The sequence below is a fragment of the Paenibacillus turicensis genome (assembly GCF_017873435.1).
In the GTDB taxonomy this organism is placed as follows: Bacteria; Bacillota; Bacilli; order Paenibacillales; family Paenibacillaceae; genus Fontibacillus; species Fontibacillus turicensis.
Window position 1 is genome coordinate 1 of the sequence record NZ_JAGGKG010000018.1, and the last position, 14,309, is coordinate 14,309.

Here is a 14,309-nt window from a genome sequence, read left to right on the forward strand (position 1 = left end):
TAAAAAATTATCCCCTCAGAGTTTAGAAACAGAGGGGATACAATCATAACGTTTTTTTGTTTTTTAGACTGTCTACTTGACAGGGTGCAGTTCAGAATGTGTCTTAAATACTGCTTTTTTAGTTTTAAGCTTATGACTTAACCTTAGTTTTTGGCGTTTGAATTTTTGGAAGCTAACCGCTCAAGCTCCTGCATAAACATGTTGATATCCGTAAATCTACGATAAACAGAAGCAAATCGTACAAAAGCAATTTCATCAACAGGGTATAGTTGCTCCATTACTAACTCACCAATATCTTTACTTTCAACCTCAGTACTTCCGTTTTGCCTCAGTGAAAGCTCTGTCTGAGAAGAGATTTCCTCAAGCTGCTCCATTGATACAGGACGCTTCTCACAAGCTCGAATTAATCCACGCAACAACTTTTCACGACTAAATTCTTGTCGACTTCCATCCTTCTTTACAACGATCAGCGGAATTTCTTCTACCATCTCAAAGGTTGTGAATCTTCGACTACATTGCTCACACTCTCGTCTGCGACGAATCGATCGATTATCATTAGAGGGTCTAGAATCTAAAACCTTCGTACCGAAATAATCACAATAGGGACATTTCATATGCACACTCCTCTCTATATCGTCCACGAAATCACTGGCGAATTTCCCAAAAAATATTCATCCTTTTATTTACCAATAAATAACTCTAAAAAAACGTAATGAAGTTTGCATTCTTGGCACATAATACTTTTACCAACCGCAAGGAGGTGAACATACATGAGCCAAAATAATTCTTCTAACAACTTAGTAGTTAAACAAGCTTCTGGAGCATTGGAGCAAATGAAATACGAAGTTGCTCAAGAGCTAGGCATTAATTTCCCTAAAGACGGATATGCTGGTAACTTGACTTCTTACGAAAACGGTTCTATTGGTGGTTACATCACTAAAAGATTAGTAACCCTAGCTGAACAACACTTAGCAGGACAAGCTGGTCAATTCTAAAATGATTATCTAGAAAGCACTGGAGAATTTTCTCAAGTGCTTTCTTCTTATTATACACAGATTACAGCTCCTTATAAATATCACAATATTGCTTGTAATAATGAGATACACGTTGAACATAATGTCTTGTTTCTCCAAAGGGGATATTTTTACTTGATTCCAGCGTCCCATCCCATGTTCCTTTTTTAATCCAATTCATCACATTAGTAGGTCCTGCATTATATGCTGCAATGATTGCAATTTCATTACCATCAAATTTTTGAGATAAAAATTCAAGATACCAGGTTCCCATTTTTATGTTTTCATCAATTTCATTTTTAACTTTGTTGAGGGGGACGTTTTTAAACTCCGCTTTTTCCATAATCCATTTTGCTGTTTCCGGCATAATTTGCATGACCCCTAACGCACCTTTATGCGATTCAGAGCCTGGTTTAAAATCTGATTCGACTTTAATAATAGCGGCTACCAATAATGGATTAATTCCATGAGTTTGAGCATGTTGACGTATTTCGTCTTTATAATAAATTGGATAAAATAAAGTTAACCATTTTGAACTAAAAAAAAGAAGAACTAAAAAAGATAAAAAAAGCAGTAAGAAAGTTCTTTTCCTTTGAAACCATCTCATAATAAAACCTGTTCCTGCCAAAAACGGTCTATTTGAGTCTCTAAGTGTGCTACACCTAAGCTATTATCAATCAAAATATCCGCCCTCTCTTTTTTAATCTCAATATCCATCTGAGCTGCTAAACGCTTCTCAGCTTCATTTCGTGAAAGTCCATCTCGATCCATCAATCTTTGAGCTTGAATTTGTTTTGGTACATAAACAACCATCACGGCATCAAACATTTTCTCCATTTGAAGCTCATACAATAATGGAATGTCGCTTACAATAAGCCGATCTGGATGTTGTACTAGATATAAAGCTTGTCTATCCTTTATTTCATTGCGGATCGCAGGATGAGTAATTTGATTTAGCTTCTCCCTTGCCTCCGCTTTACCAAAAACAACACTTCCTAATTTCTTACGATCCAATTCGCCATTATTAAGTAGGATGTCTTGACCAAAAGCTTCGACAACCTGCTGTAGCACAGCATGTCCTGGTTGCATCAATTCTCTCGCAATGAGATCTGCATCAATAATAATCGCACCACGATCTGACAATATCTTAGATACCGTACTTTTCCCTGTAGCAATCCCGCCCGTTAATCCAATATTTCTGAGGTTCCTCATTGAGCTTCCCCTAATCCAACCATCGGGGCAGCTTGACACTGAGCACAATAATGTGTACCACGTCCCCCAACCACTGTTTTTTGTACTGGAGCTCCACAGTGGATACAAGGCTCGTCCTTTCGCCCATAAATCTTAAGAAGATGCTGGAACATGCCCATCTCTCCTTGTCCATTGACATAAGATTTTATCGAGGAACCGCCCGCATTCACTGCCTCATTTAGTGTACTCACAATTGCTTCAAACAATCGTTGTAACTGGTCATTTTCTAGCTTGCCTGTGATTTGCTCAGGATGTATGCCTGCGCGAAACAAGGCTTCATCCACATAAATATTGCCAAGCCCCACGATATATGACTGATTCAGCAAAAATGGCTTGATTTTGGTCTGCTTGCCTGTAGTTAATTGCTTGAAAACGTCTAAAGTAAATGTAGGGTCAAGTGGTTCAACACCAAGCTTTTTAAGAGGATTTATTGTAAATTCTTCACCTGGAGCAAATAAATGCATCGTACCAAACTGTCGTACATCCTTATATCTTAACTCTGTCCCATCATCGAAATGGAAAATGACATGAGTATGCTTCTCCACAGGCTCATCGCTGTGATACAAACCATATCTGCCTTCCATTCGTAAATGAGAAACTAACACTAAATCATTCATCACAATGCGCAAAAACTTTCCGCGACGGCCAATTTCCACAATATGCCGATCCATCAATTCAAGCTCAAATTGTTTATAATCTGTAGGTTTTTGTATTATACGTGGGAGCGATACAGTCACTGACTTGATGCGCTTTCCTACGATAAGCTCGCTTAACGTTCTGCGAACCGTTTCTACCTCTGGCAATTCCGGCATCTCTCTCACCTCATTTTTTAATTTAATTTTTTGCTTTAGGCTCGATTTTACAATCAATACTTGTCAAGATGCCAGCTTAGCGAAGAGACAGAGAGATTCTGGAGAAGCGATAGCGCTCGTATTTAAAACCATATTGTTACTATAATTCAATCAAAAGAATCTGGTTTTAACAACGATCGTAAGAACTCTCTGTATCGTAGCTACTATCCTACAGTCGTTGACAAGTATTGATTTTTTATAGATCCTAATAACTGGCATTACTTTGCCTCATACCAGTTGGAACCACTACTCACTTCTGCTTTTAAAGGTACCGATAACTCAATCGCCTTTTCCATCGTTTCAGGTACTAGGCTCTTCATTAGCTCTAACTCCTCTGGCGGAACTTCAAATACAAGCTCATCGTGTACCTGAAGTAACATAACACTTTGAAGTTTACGTTCCTTTAATTCTTTATCCATTAAAACCATCGCTAATTTAATAATATCAGCAGCGGTTCCTTGAATCGGCGTGTTCATCGCAGTTCGTTCTGCAAAAGAACGTAAATTAAAGTTAGAAGCATTAATATCCGGTAAATAACGACGACGCTCTAGCAACGTCTTAACGTAACCGTTTTGCTTCGCTTCACGTACGATATCATCCATATACTTACGTACCCCTTCAAAAGCATCAAAATACTGGTCTATAAACCTTGCCGCTTCCTTACGGGTAATATTTAAATTTTGAGACAATCCATAATCACTAATGCCATATACGATCCCAAAGTTAACCGCCTTAGCAGAACGGCGCATATTGCTATCGACTTGCTCAGCGGTAACGCCAAACACATCCATTGCTGTTTTTGTATGAATGTCCATATCGTGCAAAAAGGCTTCCTGTAAGCCAGCATCACCAGAAATATGTGCCAACACACGTAACTCAATCTGAGAATAGTCAGCAGCAACAATGCTCCACTCTTTTTTAGAAGGAACAAAAACTTTACGAATTTTCCGTCCTTCCTCCATCCGAATTGGAATGTTTTGCAAATTAGGGAATTGGCTACTCAAACGTCCCGTAGCAGCAATCGTCTGACGATAATAAGTGTGTACCTTACCTGTAATTGGAGATATTTCCTTCATTAAACCTTCAACATAAGTGGATTGTAGCTTTGCAAGCTGTCGATAATCCAAAATATATTTCATAATCTCATGATAAGGCGCCAGCTTCTCTAAAACCTCGGCATCTGTGGAATAACCTGTTTTTGTTTTTTTAATGACTGGTAACCCTAACTTATCAAACAATACCTCTCCTAATTGCTTTGGTGAGTTTAAATTAAACTCCATTCCAGCAATTTCATATATTTTAAAGATCACATGTTTAATTTGAGCTTCGAATTCTTGACCTAATGTCTGTAAATCCTGCTGATTAACCGCAATCCCTTGCTTCTCCATATTTGCTAAAATGATCGATAACGGCATTTCCATTTCCTCAAATAAAGCCGTCATTTCATTTTTTTCAAGCTCTTCACGCTGTAGAGGAACCATATTAAGCAAGGTGACTGCTTTACGCGCCAAATGCTGACTTAACACAGCTTCATCTGGCACTTTAAATTTTGCACCTTTTCCATATACATCGTCATCTGATGCAACATATGGCAAATTATATTTCACTGCGAGCGCACCTGGACTCTGATAATTAGATTCAGTTGGATCAAGCAGGTATGCAGCTAATTGCACATCATGTTTTTCTCCAGCGAGCTTAATTCCTTCCCAATGAAGGACTAAATTTGCCCGATGTAAATCAAATCCATATTTCGGAATATCCTCATCACCGAGCCATTCAAGTACTGGTTTGCTAACCTCATTTTTTAACATTGCCCGAGAAATATAATAGTTTACCTCATTTGTCGCAAGCACAAGTCCAATTAAATCGGCACGATGAGGGTTATCCCCATGTGATTCAACATACATCATCTTAATTTGGGATAAGCTTGTCAATAGCTGATCGATGGTGTCTTCATTTACGATAACTACCTCTACATCCATATCTACATTTTCAATTTCATGGGCTCCACCGTCGTCTTTAAACAACGGAGCCATTCTTTCCAAAATAGATTTAAATTCTAACTTCTGGAGCATCGGTACAGCTGTACTTTTATTGACACCCTCATAAACTAAGTTGTCCCATTTTTGCTCAACAGGTACTTCACGATAAATTGTTGCAAGCTGCTTGCTCATGACAGCATCATCCGCATGCGTTTCAATCTTCTCTTTCATTTTACCTTTTAATTCTTCTATGTTAGCTAACACACCTTCAACTGATCCAAATTGATGTAGTAGCTTTAATGCTGTTTTTTCTCCCACACCTGGAATTCCGGGGATATTATCTGAGGCGTCGCCCATCAGCCCTTTTAAATCAATGATTTGTAATGGCTTAAGTCCATATTTTTCATTTAACTGTTCAGGATCATATTTATCAACCTCACTAATCCCTTTACGCGTAAGCGCAACACTAACACGATCCGATACAACCTGCAATAAGTCCTTGTCCCCTGTAACTACAAGCACTTCAAAACCTTCCTCTTCACCTTGCTTACTTAATGTGCCGATAATATCATCTGCTTCATATCCTGCTAGCTCAAACCATGATACACCAAAGCTTTCAAGTAATTGTTTTAGCAAAGGGAATTGCTCTGACAGCTCACTCGGAGTTTTATCGCGTCCACCTTTATATTCTTGGTAAGTCTCGTGACGGAACGTTTGCTTCCCAGCATCAAATGCAACGAGGATATGACTAGGTTTTTCTTCCTGTATTAAGCGTAAAAACATATTTGTAAATCCATAAACCGCATTGGTGTGTAGTCCACTACTATTATTTAAAGGCGGCATGGCAAAAAAAGCGCGATAAATAATGCTATTTCCATCTATAAGAATTAATTTACTCATATTGCACCTACTCTCCATAAAACTACAAATTCACTTCTTCCATTCTAACACAAGCCTTCCCTATAACAAAAAGGTTAAACACCGTTAATTCAGGCTCAATTTAACAATCTATCCTGTTAAAGAAGTGTGAAGGTGATGAAATTACTGCTCAGAAGGTGTAAACTGAATATATAAAATAATAAGCGCAAATAAAAACACAGGGGATAATAAATTCCTCTGTGCTTTTTATCTCTTTATCACAAGCCAAGTAAGCCTAGCGTTTTAGCGTTAATTCCTTACTGTACCTGTTTATTTTGTTATTGATTCAAGTCCGGTCGATGTCCTGTCACTAAATAGACTGCGCTCTCACCAATATTAGTGGCATGATCCGCGATTCGCTCAATATATCTACCTACCAGTGTCAGTGACATCGATTGCTGCAATGTTGTTGGATTATCGATCATAAACGTATATAATTCACGAATCATCTGGCTATACAGACGATCTACCTCATCATCATCTTGCGCCATTTTATAAGCTAAATCTGTATTTTCATCTAAATAGGATTGAAGGGATTCACGAATCATTAAATTGACATATTGCTGCATTTTTGGAATATCGATCAAAGGTTTTATTAGCTTTTGTCCTTCCAGACGCATTGTTACCTTTGCAATGTCTACAGCTAAATCACCCATCCGCTCTAGATCACTAGAAATTTTAAAGGCAACGATGATTCTGCGCAAATCTTTGGCTACTGGCTGCTGTGTAACAATGAGCTTAGAGCCCATTTCCATAATTTGCTCTTCCATTTTATTTAGCATAATATCATTTACAACGACATTTTTAGCCTTTTCAATATCCATACTTTGCAAAGCAGAAACAGCATCCTCTACAGCACGCTCAACATGTTCTCCCATTTGCCGAAGCAGCTGTCGTAATTCCTCTAAGCTGTGGTCAAAATCTCTTCTTTGAATCATGAATCATAATCCTCCTGTCATTAACCGAAACGTCCGGAAATATAGTCTTCTGTACGAGAATCAAAAGGTGTTGCAAATAATACCTCAGTGTCGTTAGCTTCCACAATTTCACCATTTAAAAAGAAAACCGTTTTCCCAGATACACGTGCTGCTTGATGCATATTATGCGTCACCATCACGATCGTATAACTTGCTTTTAATTCTTGCACCAACTCTTCAATACGAAGGGTTGAGATAGGGTCAAGCGCAGAGGTGGCTTCATCCATTAATAAAATTTGAGGTTCAACTGCAATCGCTCTAGCGATACAAAGTCGCTGCTGTTGTCCTCCTGACAAGCCAAGTGCCGATTTTTTCAGGAAGTCCTTCACTTCATCCCACAATGCGGCTTGACGTAAGCTACGCTCTACAATTTGATCAAGCTCCTCCTTACGTTTAATGCCATGAAGTCTTGGTCCATAAGCGACATTATCATAAATCGTTTTCGGAAAAGGATTAGGCTGCTGAAATACCATCCCTACTTGCTTACGGAGCTGTTCTACATCTACATCCTCACTATATATTTCTTTGCCTTGGATCTGAACCGAGCCTACAATCCGAGTGCCTGCGATCATGTCATTCATTCGATTCAGAGAACGGAGTAAGGTTGATTTACCACATCCAGATGGACCAATGAACGCCGTGATCGTTTTCTCGGGGATTTCTAGGCTTATATTTTTTAGCGCATGAAATTGATCATAATATAAGTTTAAGTCTTTCACATGAATTAAGGGTTGAGTCTGCATATGATTCCCCTTCTATAATTTATCTGTTATTTAGTTTGCATTAGTAATTGACAATGAATGAAGTAAGAAGCTACGGTGCAGAGAGTGGCTTCAACCGCTGTTAAGGTCCCATTTTCTTTTATAATATGTGTTAAATTGTTGAAATTGTAACCTTAAAGTGATTACGCTTCCGAAGCATCTTTCTTGCAGAAAGATTGTAACGCTATCGCTTTTCCACCATCTCCCTGCCGCTTCGCTGAGTATGTTTATTGTCAAATACTATTGGTTAACCCATTTATATAAATTCTAGATTTATAAATTAGTCATCACTTCTTATCTAGTGTAGCTAACGTATGTTAATGCAAGTGATGATGAATGTAAAAACTATGTAAAAAAACATCCATCATTGCTAGACCTGAATGGTGGATGTTTTCTTTTTATTTATGACTAACTTATAACCTACGCCACGAATGGAATCGATATGCACAGACCCAGGATCAAGCTCTAGTTTTTTACGTAGGGAGCTGACATGGACATCCACTGTTCGTTGACCACCAATGTAATCAAACCCCCAAACAGCATTCATCAAATCATCTCGTGTCATCACTACCCCTGGCTTGCGGGCAAGATATAGCAATACCTCAAACTCTTTAGGGCGAAGCGTGATCTGTTCCCCACTTAGCGTTACCTCATATTTTTCAGGGTAAATTTTTAGCTCACCTAACGTAATGTTAGAAGCATTCTCTTCTTGCATTACGGGTTCTTCTATTGGAGCACCCGATACTCTACGTAAAACTGCACTTACTCTTGCTAACAGCTCAGCAACTCCAAATGGCTTCGTAATATAATCATCTGCACCAGACTTTAAGCCTTGAACAACTTCCTCTTCCGCCGTTTTGGCTGTCAGAATAATGATAGGTGTTTTTACACCTTCCTGCCGTATTTTAGACATCACCTCAAACCCATTCATACTGGGAAGCATCAAATCTAATAGAATGAGATCAAATTGCTCCTTAATCGCTGTATCACAACCCGCTTGTCCATCCTCTTCAACCGTAACATCATAACCTTCTGTCTTTAAGTTGTATGATAATAACCGAGATAATGTTGGTTCATCTTCAATCACTAACAGTCGTTGCATGAATGCGCCTCCTTCACAATAGTAGCTACTTATAGTAGCTAACAAAAAGCTTTCTTTGCACAGCATATCATGAAAATGTTAACGCCATGTAAAATGTGAATAACATTTTGAAATGAAATTACAGCTAGATTACATCTCTTTAATCCAAATTATGCATCACAGGTAAATCTAAAATAAAGGAGGAGCCTTCTCCAACCTTGCTCTCTACTGTAATTGTTCCATGATGTAATTCAACTAGATGCTTCACGATGGACAACCCTAGCCCCGTTCCACCTGAGCTTCTTGATCTTGCCTTATCCACACGATAAAACCGCTCAAATATGCGAGGGAGATCTTTTTTAGGAATACCAATACCTGTATCACTTACAGTAATAATAATCCGTTCATTTTCCTCATTTTCATGATTAATTTTAGCTTCAACACGTACCCGTCCACCTTCTGGCGTATAACTAATTGCATTGGAGAGCACGTTCATAAATATTTGCCTTAAACGATCTTCATCCCCCTCAATGAAAATATAATCCGCAATGCTATGCTGCATGCTAATCGATTTTTTAGAAGCAGAGGAATGTAAAACCTCAAAAATACGATCAAATAAATCCTTAACATGGACAGGCTCATATTCTAACATTACACGTCTAGATTCAATTTTGGATAAATCAAGAATATCTCCAATAAGACGGTTTAAGCGATCCCCTTCATCATAAATAATTTTAAGGAAGGAGCGTGCGGTCTCCTCGTCCTGAACACCACCTGTAAGTAATGTTTCTGCAAAACCTTTAACCGCAGCAATTGGCGTCTTAAGCTCATGAGATACATTTGCAACGAATTCACTACGCATGACTTCCAATCGACGTATATCAGTGACATCCTGCAGCAAAAATAACATGCCCTTAAACATACGGACATCCCCATTACTTTCATTTCCTTCATACATCGGTACACCATCAAAATGTAATATACGATCCTCTGGATCATATACATGGCGCTCCTCCTGTAATCGTTCCTTGCTTTCTAGCCCTGCCTCTATAAATTTCGTAAACTCATAATTTCGCTTAATCGCTTGATAAGGCTTACCTAACAATTGATGCTCCTTCATCTTTAAAATTTGTTGCGCCTCAGCATTAATTAAGACGACGCGATTTTGCGGGTCAATCATTAAAATGCCACCTGTCATGTTAGCAAGGACACTTTGTAATAAATGCTCATTTTCACGGATCCGCTTTAACTGCTGCTGCAAGCTATCTGCCATTCCGTTAATGGCAAGCCCAAGCTGTCCAATTTCATCAGTTCTTGTAAGCTTTACACGTGCGTCATAATCTAATTTAGAAATATCATTCGCTACTTTTGTAATGTGCTCTAACGGTTTCGTTAGGCTTGAGGCAATCCGATAGCTGACGATAGCTGCTGCAAGAAATAACACTATCAATCCACCTATCATAAGCATCCAGCCTTTATTTAGGCCTTCACTTACATTAGATAAGCTCATCGACAGCCGAATGTATCCCTCAAATCCATTGCTAGATTTCACGTAATCGGCGACATACAACATATCTTCACCAATCGTATCGCTAAAGCGAATCGCACTGCCGATTTTTCCATTTTTGGCTGAAATGATTTCCTTCCGGCTTAAATGATTATCCATACGTGCCGCATCCATTTCTGAATCACCAATGACTACACCATTTAATCCAATAAAGGTGACTCTAGAATCAATTAATTTTTCTAGCTCCTTTGCTTTAGACGTATAGTATTCAGTAACCTGAGGGGAGCCATCAGCAGGACGAAAATCAAAGGTAGTTTCGAGTAGCTTTATTTCACGACCCATGTTCAGTTCTAACGCTTCAATGTGAGAATTTTTAAAGATTTGTGCCAAAATGAGTCCAGAAGCCAGCATTGACAAGCCAATCAACGCCATAATAATTAACGTTAAATTCGTTCGGAACGTTCTCATGATTCACATTTACACCTTTCTATCGTGAATAGACATGCCAAAAACATGTGCATATAAACATCTACAATAATGTAAATAGTATCATAGCTATATTAACGTAGTGTCAAGTGTGTCAACTTAACTTTTTTAGGCTCAACATTAAATAATCAGTGCTTGACAATCTTTGGAGTGGGGGGCTACGTAGCAGAGAGTGGTTTCAACCGCTATTAAAGTTGAGCCACCATTCCTTAAACACTCTAATTATGTAAATATACTAAAACATGTTTATACAAAAAAGATGAGCTTGATCATTGTGAAGGTTATGGACTCTATGTTCAATTTTATAGTGCTTGATTGGAGAGAGCTAAAAATGTCTCTTGTGATCAAGCACTATTTTTTTATTACCCGTTTACAACTTCTCCACCATTCACATGCAGCACTTGTCCACTCATATAGGAGGAGTCGTCAGACGCTAAAAAGACATAAGCAGGTGCAACCTCCTCTGGTTGCCCTGGACGTTTCATTGGGGTATCCCCACCAAATGTACTGACTTGCTGTGCGTCAAAGGAAGCAGGAATTAGTGGCGTCCAAATCGGACCTGGGGCAACTGCATTCACACGAATACCTGTATTGCCAACAATATTCATCGACAACGCTCTAGTGAAGCTAACAATCGCTCCTTTGGTAGCGGAGTAATCAATCAGTAATGGATTACCACGATAAGCTGTAACCGAAGCTGTGTTAATAATAGAGCTACCCTTTTTCAAATGTGGGATAGCAGCTTTCACTAAATAAAACATTGAAAAAACGTTAGTTTTAAATGTTTTTTCTAGCTGCTGGGCTGTAATACCCGTTATATCCTGCTGTGGATGTTGTTCAGCCGCATTGTTTACCAATATATCAAGCCCGCCTAGCTCTTGTACCGTGCGAGAAACAGCTTGTCCTGCAAATGCTTCATCCCCAATATCACCTGCAATTAAGATACATTTGCGTCCTTCCTGCTCTACCTGTTCCTTTGTCTTGTTTGCGTCTTCATGTTCATTTAAATATACAATCGCCACATCTGCACCTTCCTTAGCATAAGCCACAGATACCGCACGACCAATACCGCTATCACCACCTGTAATTAGAGCTACTTTGCCTGCTAATCTCCCCTGTGGGTTAGGAAAACGCTCAAATTGAGGTGCAGGATTCATTTGTTCCTCACTACCAGGTTGTTTACTTTGTTGCTGTGGAGGCAAGGTTTGTTTATTTTGTGATGAAGATTGTCCTTGTGATGGCATGGATGATACTCCTTTCTTGAATGCGTACACACAATGCAATGGTGTACCGAATATAGGAATTTGTTGTAATACTTAGCTTTAACTTTTCCTATTTATTCAAGAATATGCCTATCACCTAATTTAGCCCAATTCGCTTGGCATGCAATAAAACCTTATCAATCTCAAATTTATGACAAAACCAATCGTCATCATAACATCGTCTAGCCTCATAATATTGTCGTCTTTTTATCACTTTTTCAGTGACTTCCTGCGGCTTACTGTACTGTATGAAATAAGATTGCACAATAGTTTGACAGTATTGATCACGCGCTTCATTAAAATGAAGCTTCGCCATCAGCAATAAATCTTCGCCCCATTTTTTCTCTAATGAATCTTCAGGAAAATTAACCCGAAATACAGAGGTGAGCACCGCACTAGGCTCATAATAGCAGCTTCCACCAAATAACCATATTCTGATCGAAAATTCGTAAATTTCAATTTGTTTATTATTAAAATGAAAATCAAACCCACCCACATCTAAATAGGCTTCTGCTGAAATCGCAAAGCATTCCTGCGATAACATAGGCACAACCTGTCCAGATGGGCCATTCAAAAACTGATCTATGTACTTCGTGAAGCCGTAGGGAAGCCAGCTTGTTATATCCCTTTCATTTCGTCCCATTGCTTTAAGTAAAGGGGAAACTGCCCATGCCTTCCCTTTAACTAACGGTTTAATTAGCTTCGTCATCCATCCATCATCAAAATACAGCCTTGGACTACAAAATATATAATAATCACCACGTGCTTGACTAGCACCTAAGTGACGTGCGTTGACTCCTTTTGCTGCCTTCACCTTTTTTATTGGATATGCAAAGTTATAATCTAACAAAAAATCGCAGCAACCATCTACTGAACCTTCATCCACGATAATAACTTCGTAGTCATAACCACTTTGACATACCTTCATTGTTTCCAAAGCCATGTACAAATCAATTCCTGCATTACGGACTGTAAAAATTACCGACACGATGAAATCTTGTTGAAAAAACATCACGTTATTTCGCTCCTTATCATTGGTCATAATATAATGATGGATTTCATGTTGTCTTGTCATAAATACAATATTAGACCAAACAAAGCTATTAGTAAACGTAAATAAAACTATTAGTTTATTAAATTTCATTCTTAATGTAACTAAGGTAAATATAGGAGGGGTATTATGGATTATGATGCATTAGGGAACAGGCTGCGTCAAGAACGACACAAGATGCACTGGACCCAAGAAAAGCTCGCTGAAAAGATTGACGTTTCAGATGCCTACATAGGTCAGATTGAACGTGGTGAACGTAGCTTATCTCTTGAAACATTGGTTAAATTAGCTAACCAGCTAGGCGTAACCGTAGACTACCTTCTACATGATTCAATCGAGATTAACGATGATCACTTCATGCAACAGATTCATCAGATTATGGCAGAACGAACACCAAAGGAAAAACAGCTTGTACTAGACCTCATTAAGTTAATGGTAACTCATTTAGATGATATGAAGGAATAACAATTTTATTAGTTGATCGTAAACATACAACACCCGAACTCTATTGTAGGGGCATATCAATGCTTTCCCTTACTAGAATTCGGGTGTTTATGTTGTGGAGCTTCTTAATTTAGTAATTTTAATTAAATAATTTTGCTATACACCATAAAAAATGAAATAACAATCACGGTGATGGATAGACCTGTGCTTAACATTTTTAGTTTCCCTAAGTGGGCTTGTACATTACTTTTTTGCTTAATATTTTGAAGAGCCAAACGAAGTGGTTTACCCATCATACCACTAAGTGCGCCAATAATGAGGAATAAGACAACAACTACAACCATCCATGCAATCGAAAACTTTCCTTTGCCAACCATATACCCACCAGTCAATAATTGAATAACAAGTCCAATCTGTGCATAGCGGTTTAAGGAGGATATTAGTGAAACTGTTCCTTCCTGAGCAGGAATGGAGAGCTTATTTACTTTAGCAAATATAAAAGGTAAAACTAAATAAAAACCTAAAGCCAACGCTCCAATAATGTGTACAAATAACATCGCTTTAAACATGAAAAAATACTCCCTTCATTAAAACAATTTTTTATTAATATTCATTATTACTTTATATAATATATTATAACGATGAAACCAAATAATGAAAAGAAGCCCTCTAATTTTCGTTAGAGAACTTCTTGTTGTTTGGTTGATTTTTAGTTCATCGATTAA

General features: G+C 38.3%; 14 protein-coding genes. 2 read left to right on the top strand and 12 right to left on the bottom strand.

Annotated elements, in window-relative coordinates:
• Window positions 1-143: 143 nt before the first annotated feature.
• Entirely contained in the window at window positions 144-614 is a 471-nt protein-coding gene (nrdR, locus tag J2Z32_RS16565) for a transcriptional regulator NrdR (RefSeq protein WP_210090299.1), read from the bottom strand.
• A 156-nt stretch (window positions 615-770) separates the two neighbouring features.
• On the opposite strand from nrdR, the gene J2Z32_RS16570 reads away from it, so the two are divergent.
• Complete coding sequence (locus tag J2Z32_RS16570) at window positions 771-995, top strand: alpha/beta-type small acid-soluble spore protein (RefSeq protein WP_210090300.1); 225 nt, start codon at window positions 771-773, stop codon at window positions 993-995.
• 61 nt (window positions 996-1,056) lie between these two features.
• Here the strand turns inward: J2Z32_RS16570 and J2Z32_RS16575 are convergent, their stop codons facing one another.
• The 10 genes from J2Z32_RS16575 to J2Z32_RS16620 form a co-directional block, all read right to left on the bottom strand.
• A complete protein-coding gene (locus J2Z32_RS16575; RefSeq protein ID WP_210090301.1) occupies window positions 1,057-1,620 on the bottom strand; it encodes a lytic transglycosylase domain-containing protein in 564 nt (187 codons plus the stop codon).
• Window positions 1,617-2,225: a dephospho-CoA kinase gene (gene coaE, locus J2Z32_RS16580; RefSeq protein WP_210090302.1), complete on the bottom strand. Its 609-nt coding sequence runs from the start codon at window positions 2,223-2,225 to the stop codon at window positions 1,617-1,619. The genes J2Z32_RS16575 and coaE overlap by 4 nt, the downstream gene beginning before the upstream one ends.
• On the bottom strand, window positions 2,222-3,076 hold the full coding sequence (mutM, locus tag J2Z32_RS16585) for a DNA-formamidopyrimidine glycosylase (RefSeq protein ID WP_210090303.1): 855 nt from the start codon (window positions 3,074-3,076) through the stop codon (window positions 2,222-2,224). The genes coaE and mutM overlap by 4 nt, the downstream gene beginning before the upstream one ends.
• 257 nt (window positions 3,077-3,333) lie before the next feature.
• Window positions 3,334-5,997, bottom strand: coding sequence for a DNA polymerase I (gene polA / locus J2Z32_RS16590; protein WP_210090304.1), 2,664 nt, complete (start codon window positions 5,995-5,997; stop codon window positions 3,334-3,336).
• A 296-nt stretch (window positions 5,998-6,293) separates the two neighbouring features.
• Window positions 6,294-6,953, bottom strand: coding sequence for a phosphate signaling complex protein PhoU (gene phoU, locus J2Z32_RS16595; protein ID WP_210090305.1), 660 nt, complete (start codon window positions 6,951-6,953; stop codon window positions 6,294-6,296).
• A 20-nt stretch (window positions 6,954-6,973) separates the two neighbouring features.
• A complete protein-coding gene (pstB, locus tag J2Z32_RS16600) occupies window positions 6,974-7,735 on the bottom strand; it encodes a phosphate ABC transporter ATP-binding protein PstB (RefSeq protein ID WP_210090306.1) in 762 nt (253 codons plus the stop codon).
• Window positions 7,736-8,123: 388 nt separating this feature from the next.
• The gene (locus tag J2Z32_RS16605) at window positions 8,124-8,855 is read right to left on the bottom strand and encodes a response regulator transcription factor (protein ID WP_210090307.1); all 732 of its coding nucleotides are present in this window, start codon (window positions 8,853-8,855) and stop codon (window positions 8,124-8,126) included.
• Between the two features lie 139 nt (window positions 8,856-8,994).
• A complete protein-coding gene (gene pnpS / locus J2Z32_RS16610) occupies window positions 8,995-10,809 on the bottom strand; it encodes a two-component system histidine kinase PnpS (RefSeq protein ID WP_210090308.1) in 1,815 nt (604 codons plus the stop codon).
• Between the two features lie 380 nt (window positions 10,810-11,189).
• Window positions 11,190-12,071, bottom strand: coding sequence for an SDR family oxidoreductase (locus J2Z32_RS16615; protein WP_210090309.1), 882 nt, complete (start codon window positions 12,069-12,071; stop codon window positions 11,190-11,192).
• A gap of 115 nt (window positions 12,072-12,186) precedes the next feature.
• Complete coding sequence (locus tag J2Z32_RS16620; protein ID WP_210090310.1) at window positions 12,187-13,233, bottom strand: glycosyltransferase family 2 protein; 1,047 nt, start codon at window positions 13,231-13,233, stop codon at window positions 12,187-12,189.
• Window positions 13,234-13,269: 36 nt separating this feature from the next.
• Between J2Z32_RS16620 and J2Z32_RS16625 the strand changes: the two genes are divergently transcribed.
• Window positions 13,270-13,605 (top strand): helix-turn-helix domain-containing protein, encoded by a 336-nt coding sequence (locus J2Z32_RS16625; RefSeq protein WP_210090311.1) that lies wholly within the window; start codon window positions 13,270-13,272, stop codon window positions 13,603-13,605.
• Window positions 13,606-13,727: 122 nt separating this feature from the next.
• Here J2Z32_RS16625 and J2Z32_RS16630 read toward each other — a convergent pair whose 3' ends face one another.
• A complete protein-coding gene (locus J2Z32_RS16630) occupies window positions 13,728-14,153 on the bottom strand; it encodes a hypothetical protein (protein ID WP_210090312.1) in 426 nt (141 codons plus the stop codon).
• Window positions 14,154-14,309: the final 156 nt, after the last annotated feature.

Coding starts and splice junctions, on each gene's coding strand:
- mutM (WP_210090303.1), bottom strand. CDS start 3,076: ATGCCGGAATTGCCAGAGGTAGAAACGGTTCGCAGAACGTTAAGCGAG.
- coaE (WP_210090302.1), bottom strand. CDS start 2,225: ATGAGGAACCTCAGAAATATTGGATTAACGGGCGGGATTGCTACAGGG.
- J2Z32_RS16630 (WP_210090312.1), bottom strand. CDS start 14,153: ATGTTTAAAGCGATGTTATTTGTACACATTATTGGAGCGTTGGCTTTA.
- J2Z32_RS16615 (WP_210090309.1), bottom strand. CDS start 12,071: ATGCCATCACAAGGACAATCTTCATCACAAAATAAACAAACCTTGCCT.
- J2Z32_RS16575 (WP_210090301.1), bottom strand. CDS start 1,620: ATGAGATGGTTTCAAAGGAAAAGAACTTTCTTACTGCTTTTTTTATCT.
- J2Z32_RS16570 (WP_210090300.1), top strand. CDS start 771: ATGAGCCAAAATAATTCTTCTAACAACTTAGTAGTTAAACAAGCTTCT.
- J2Z32_RS16605 (WP_210090307.1), bottom strand. CDS start 8,855: ATGCAACGACTGTTAGTGATTGAAGATGAACCAACATTATCTCGGTTA.
- pstB (WP_210090306.1), bottom strand. CDS start 7,735: ATGCAGACTCAACCCTTAATTCATGTGAAAGACTTAAACTTATATTAT.
- phoU (WP_210090305.1), bottom strand. CDS start 6,953: ATGATTCAAAGAAGAGATTTTGACCACAGCTTAGAGGAATTACGACAG.
- J2Z32_RS16620 (WP_210090310.1), bottom strand. CDS start 13,233: ATGAAATTTAATAAACTAATAGTTTTATTTACGTTTACTAATAGCTTT.
- nrdR (WP_210090299.1), bottom strand. CDS start 614: ATGAAATGTCCCTATTGTGATTATTTCGGTACGAAGGTTTTAGATTCT.
- polA (WP_210090304.1), bottom strand. CDS start 5,997: ATGAGTAAATTAATTCTTATAGATGGAAATAGCATTATTTATCGCGCT.
- pnpS (WP_210090308.1), bottom strand. CDS start 10,809: ATGAGAACGTTCCGAACGAATTTAACGTTAATTATTATGGCGTTGATT.
- J2Z32_RS16625 (WP_210090311.1), top strand. CDS start 13,270: ATGGATTATGATGCATTAGGGAACAGGCTGCGTCAAGAACGACACAAG.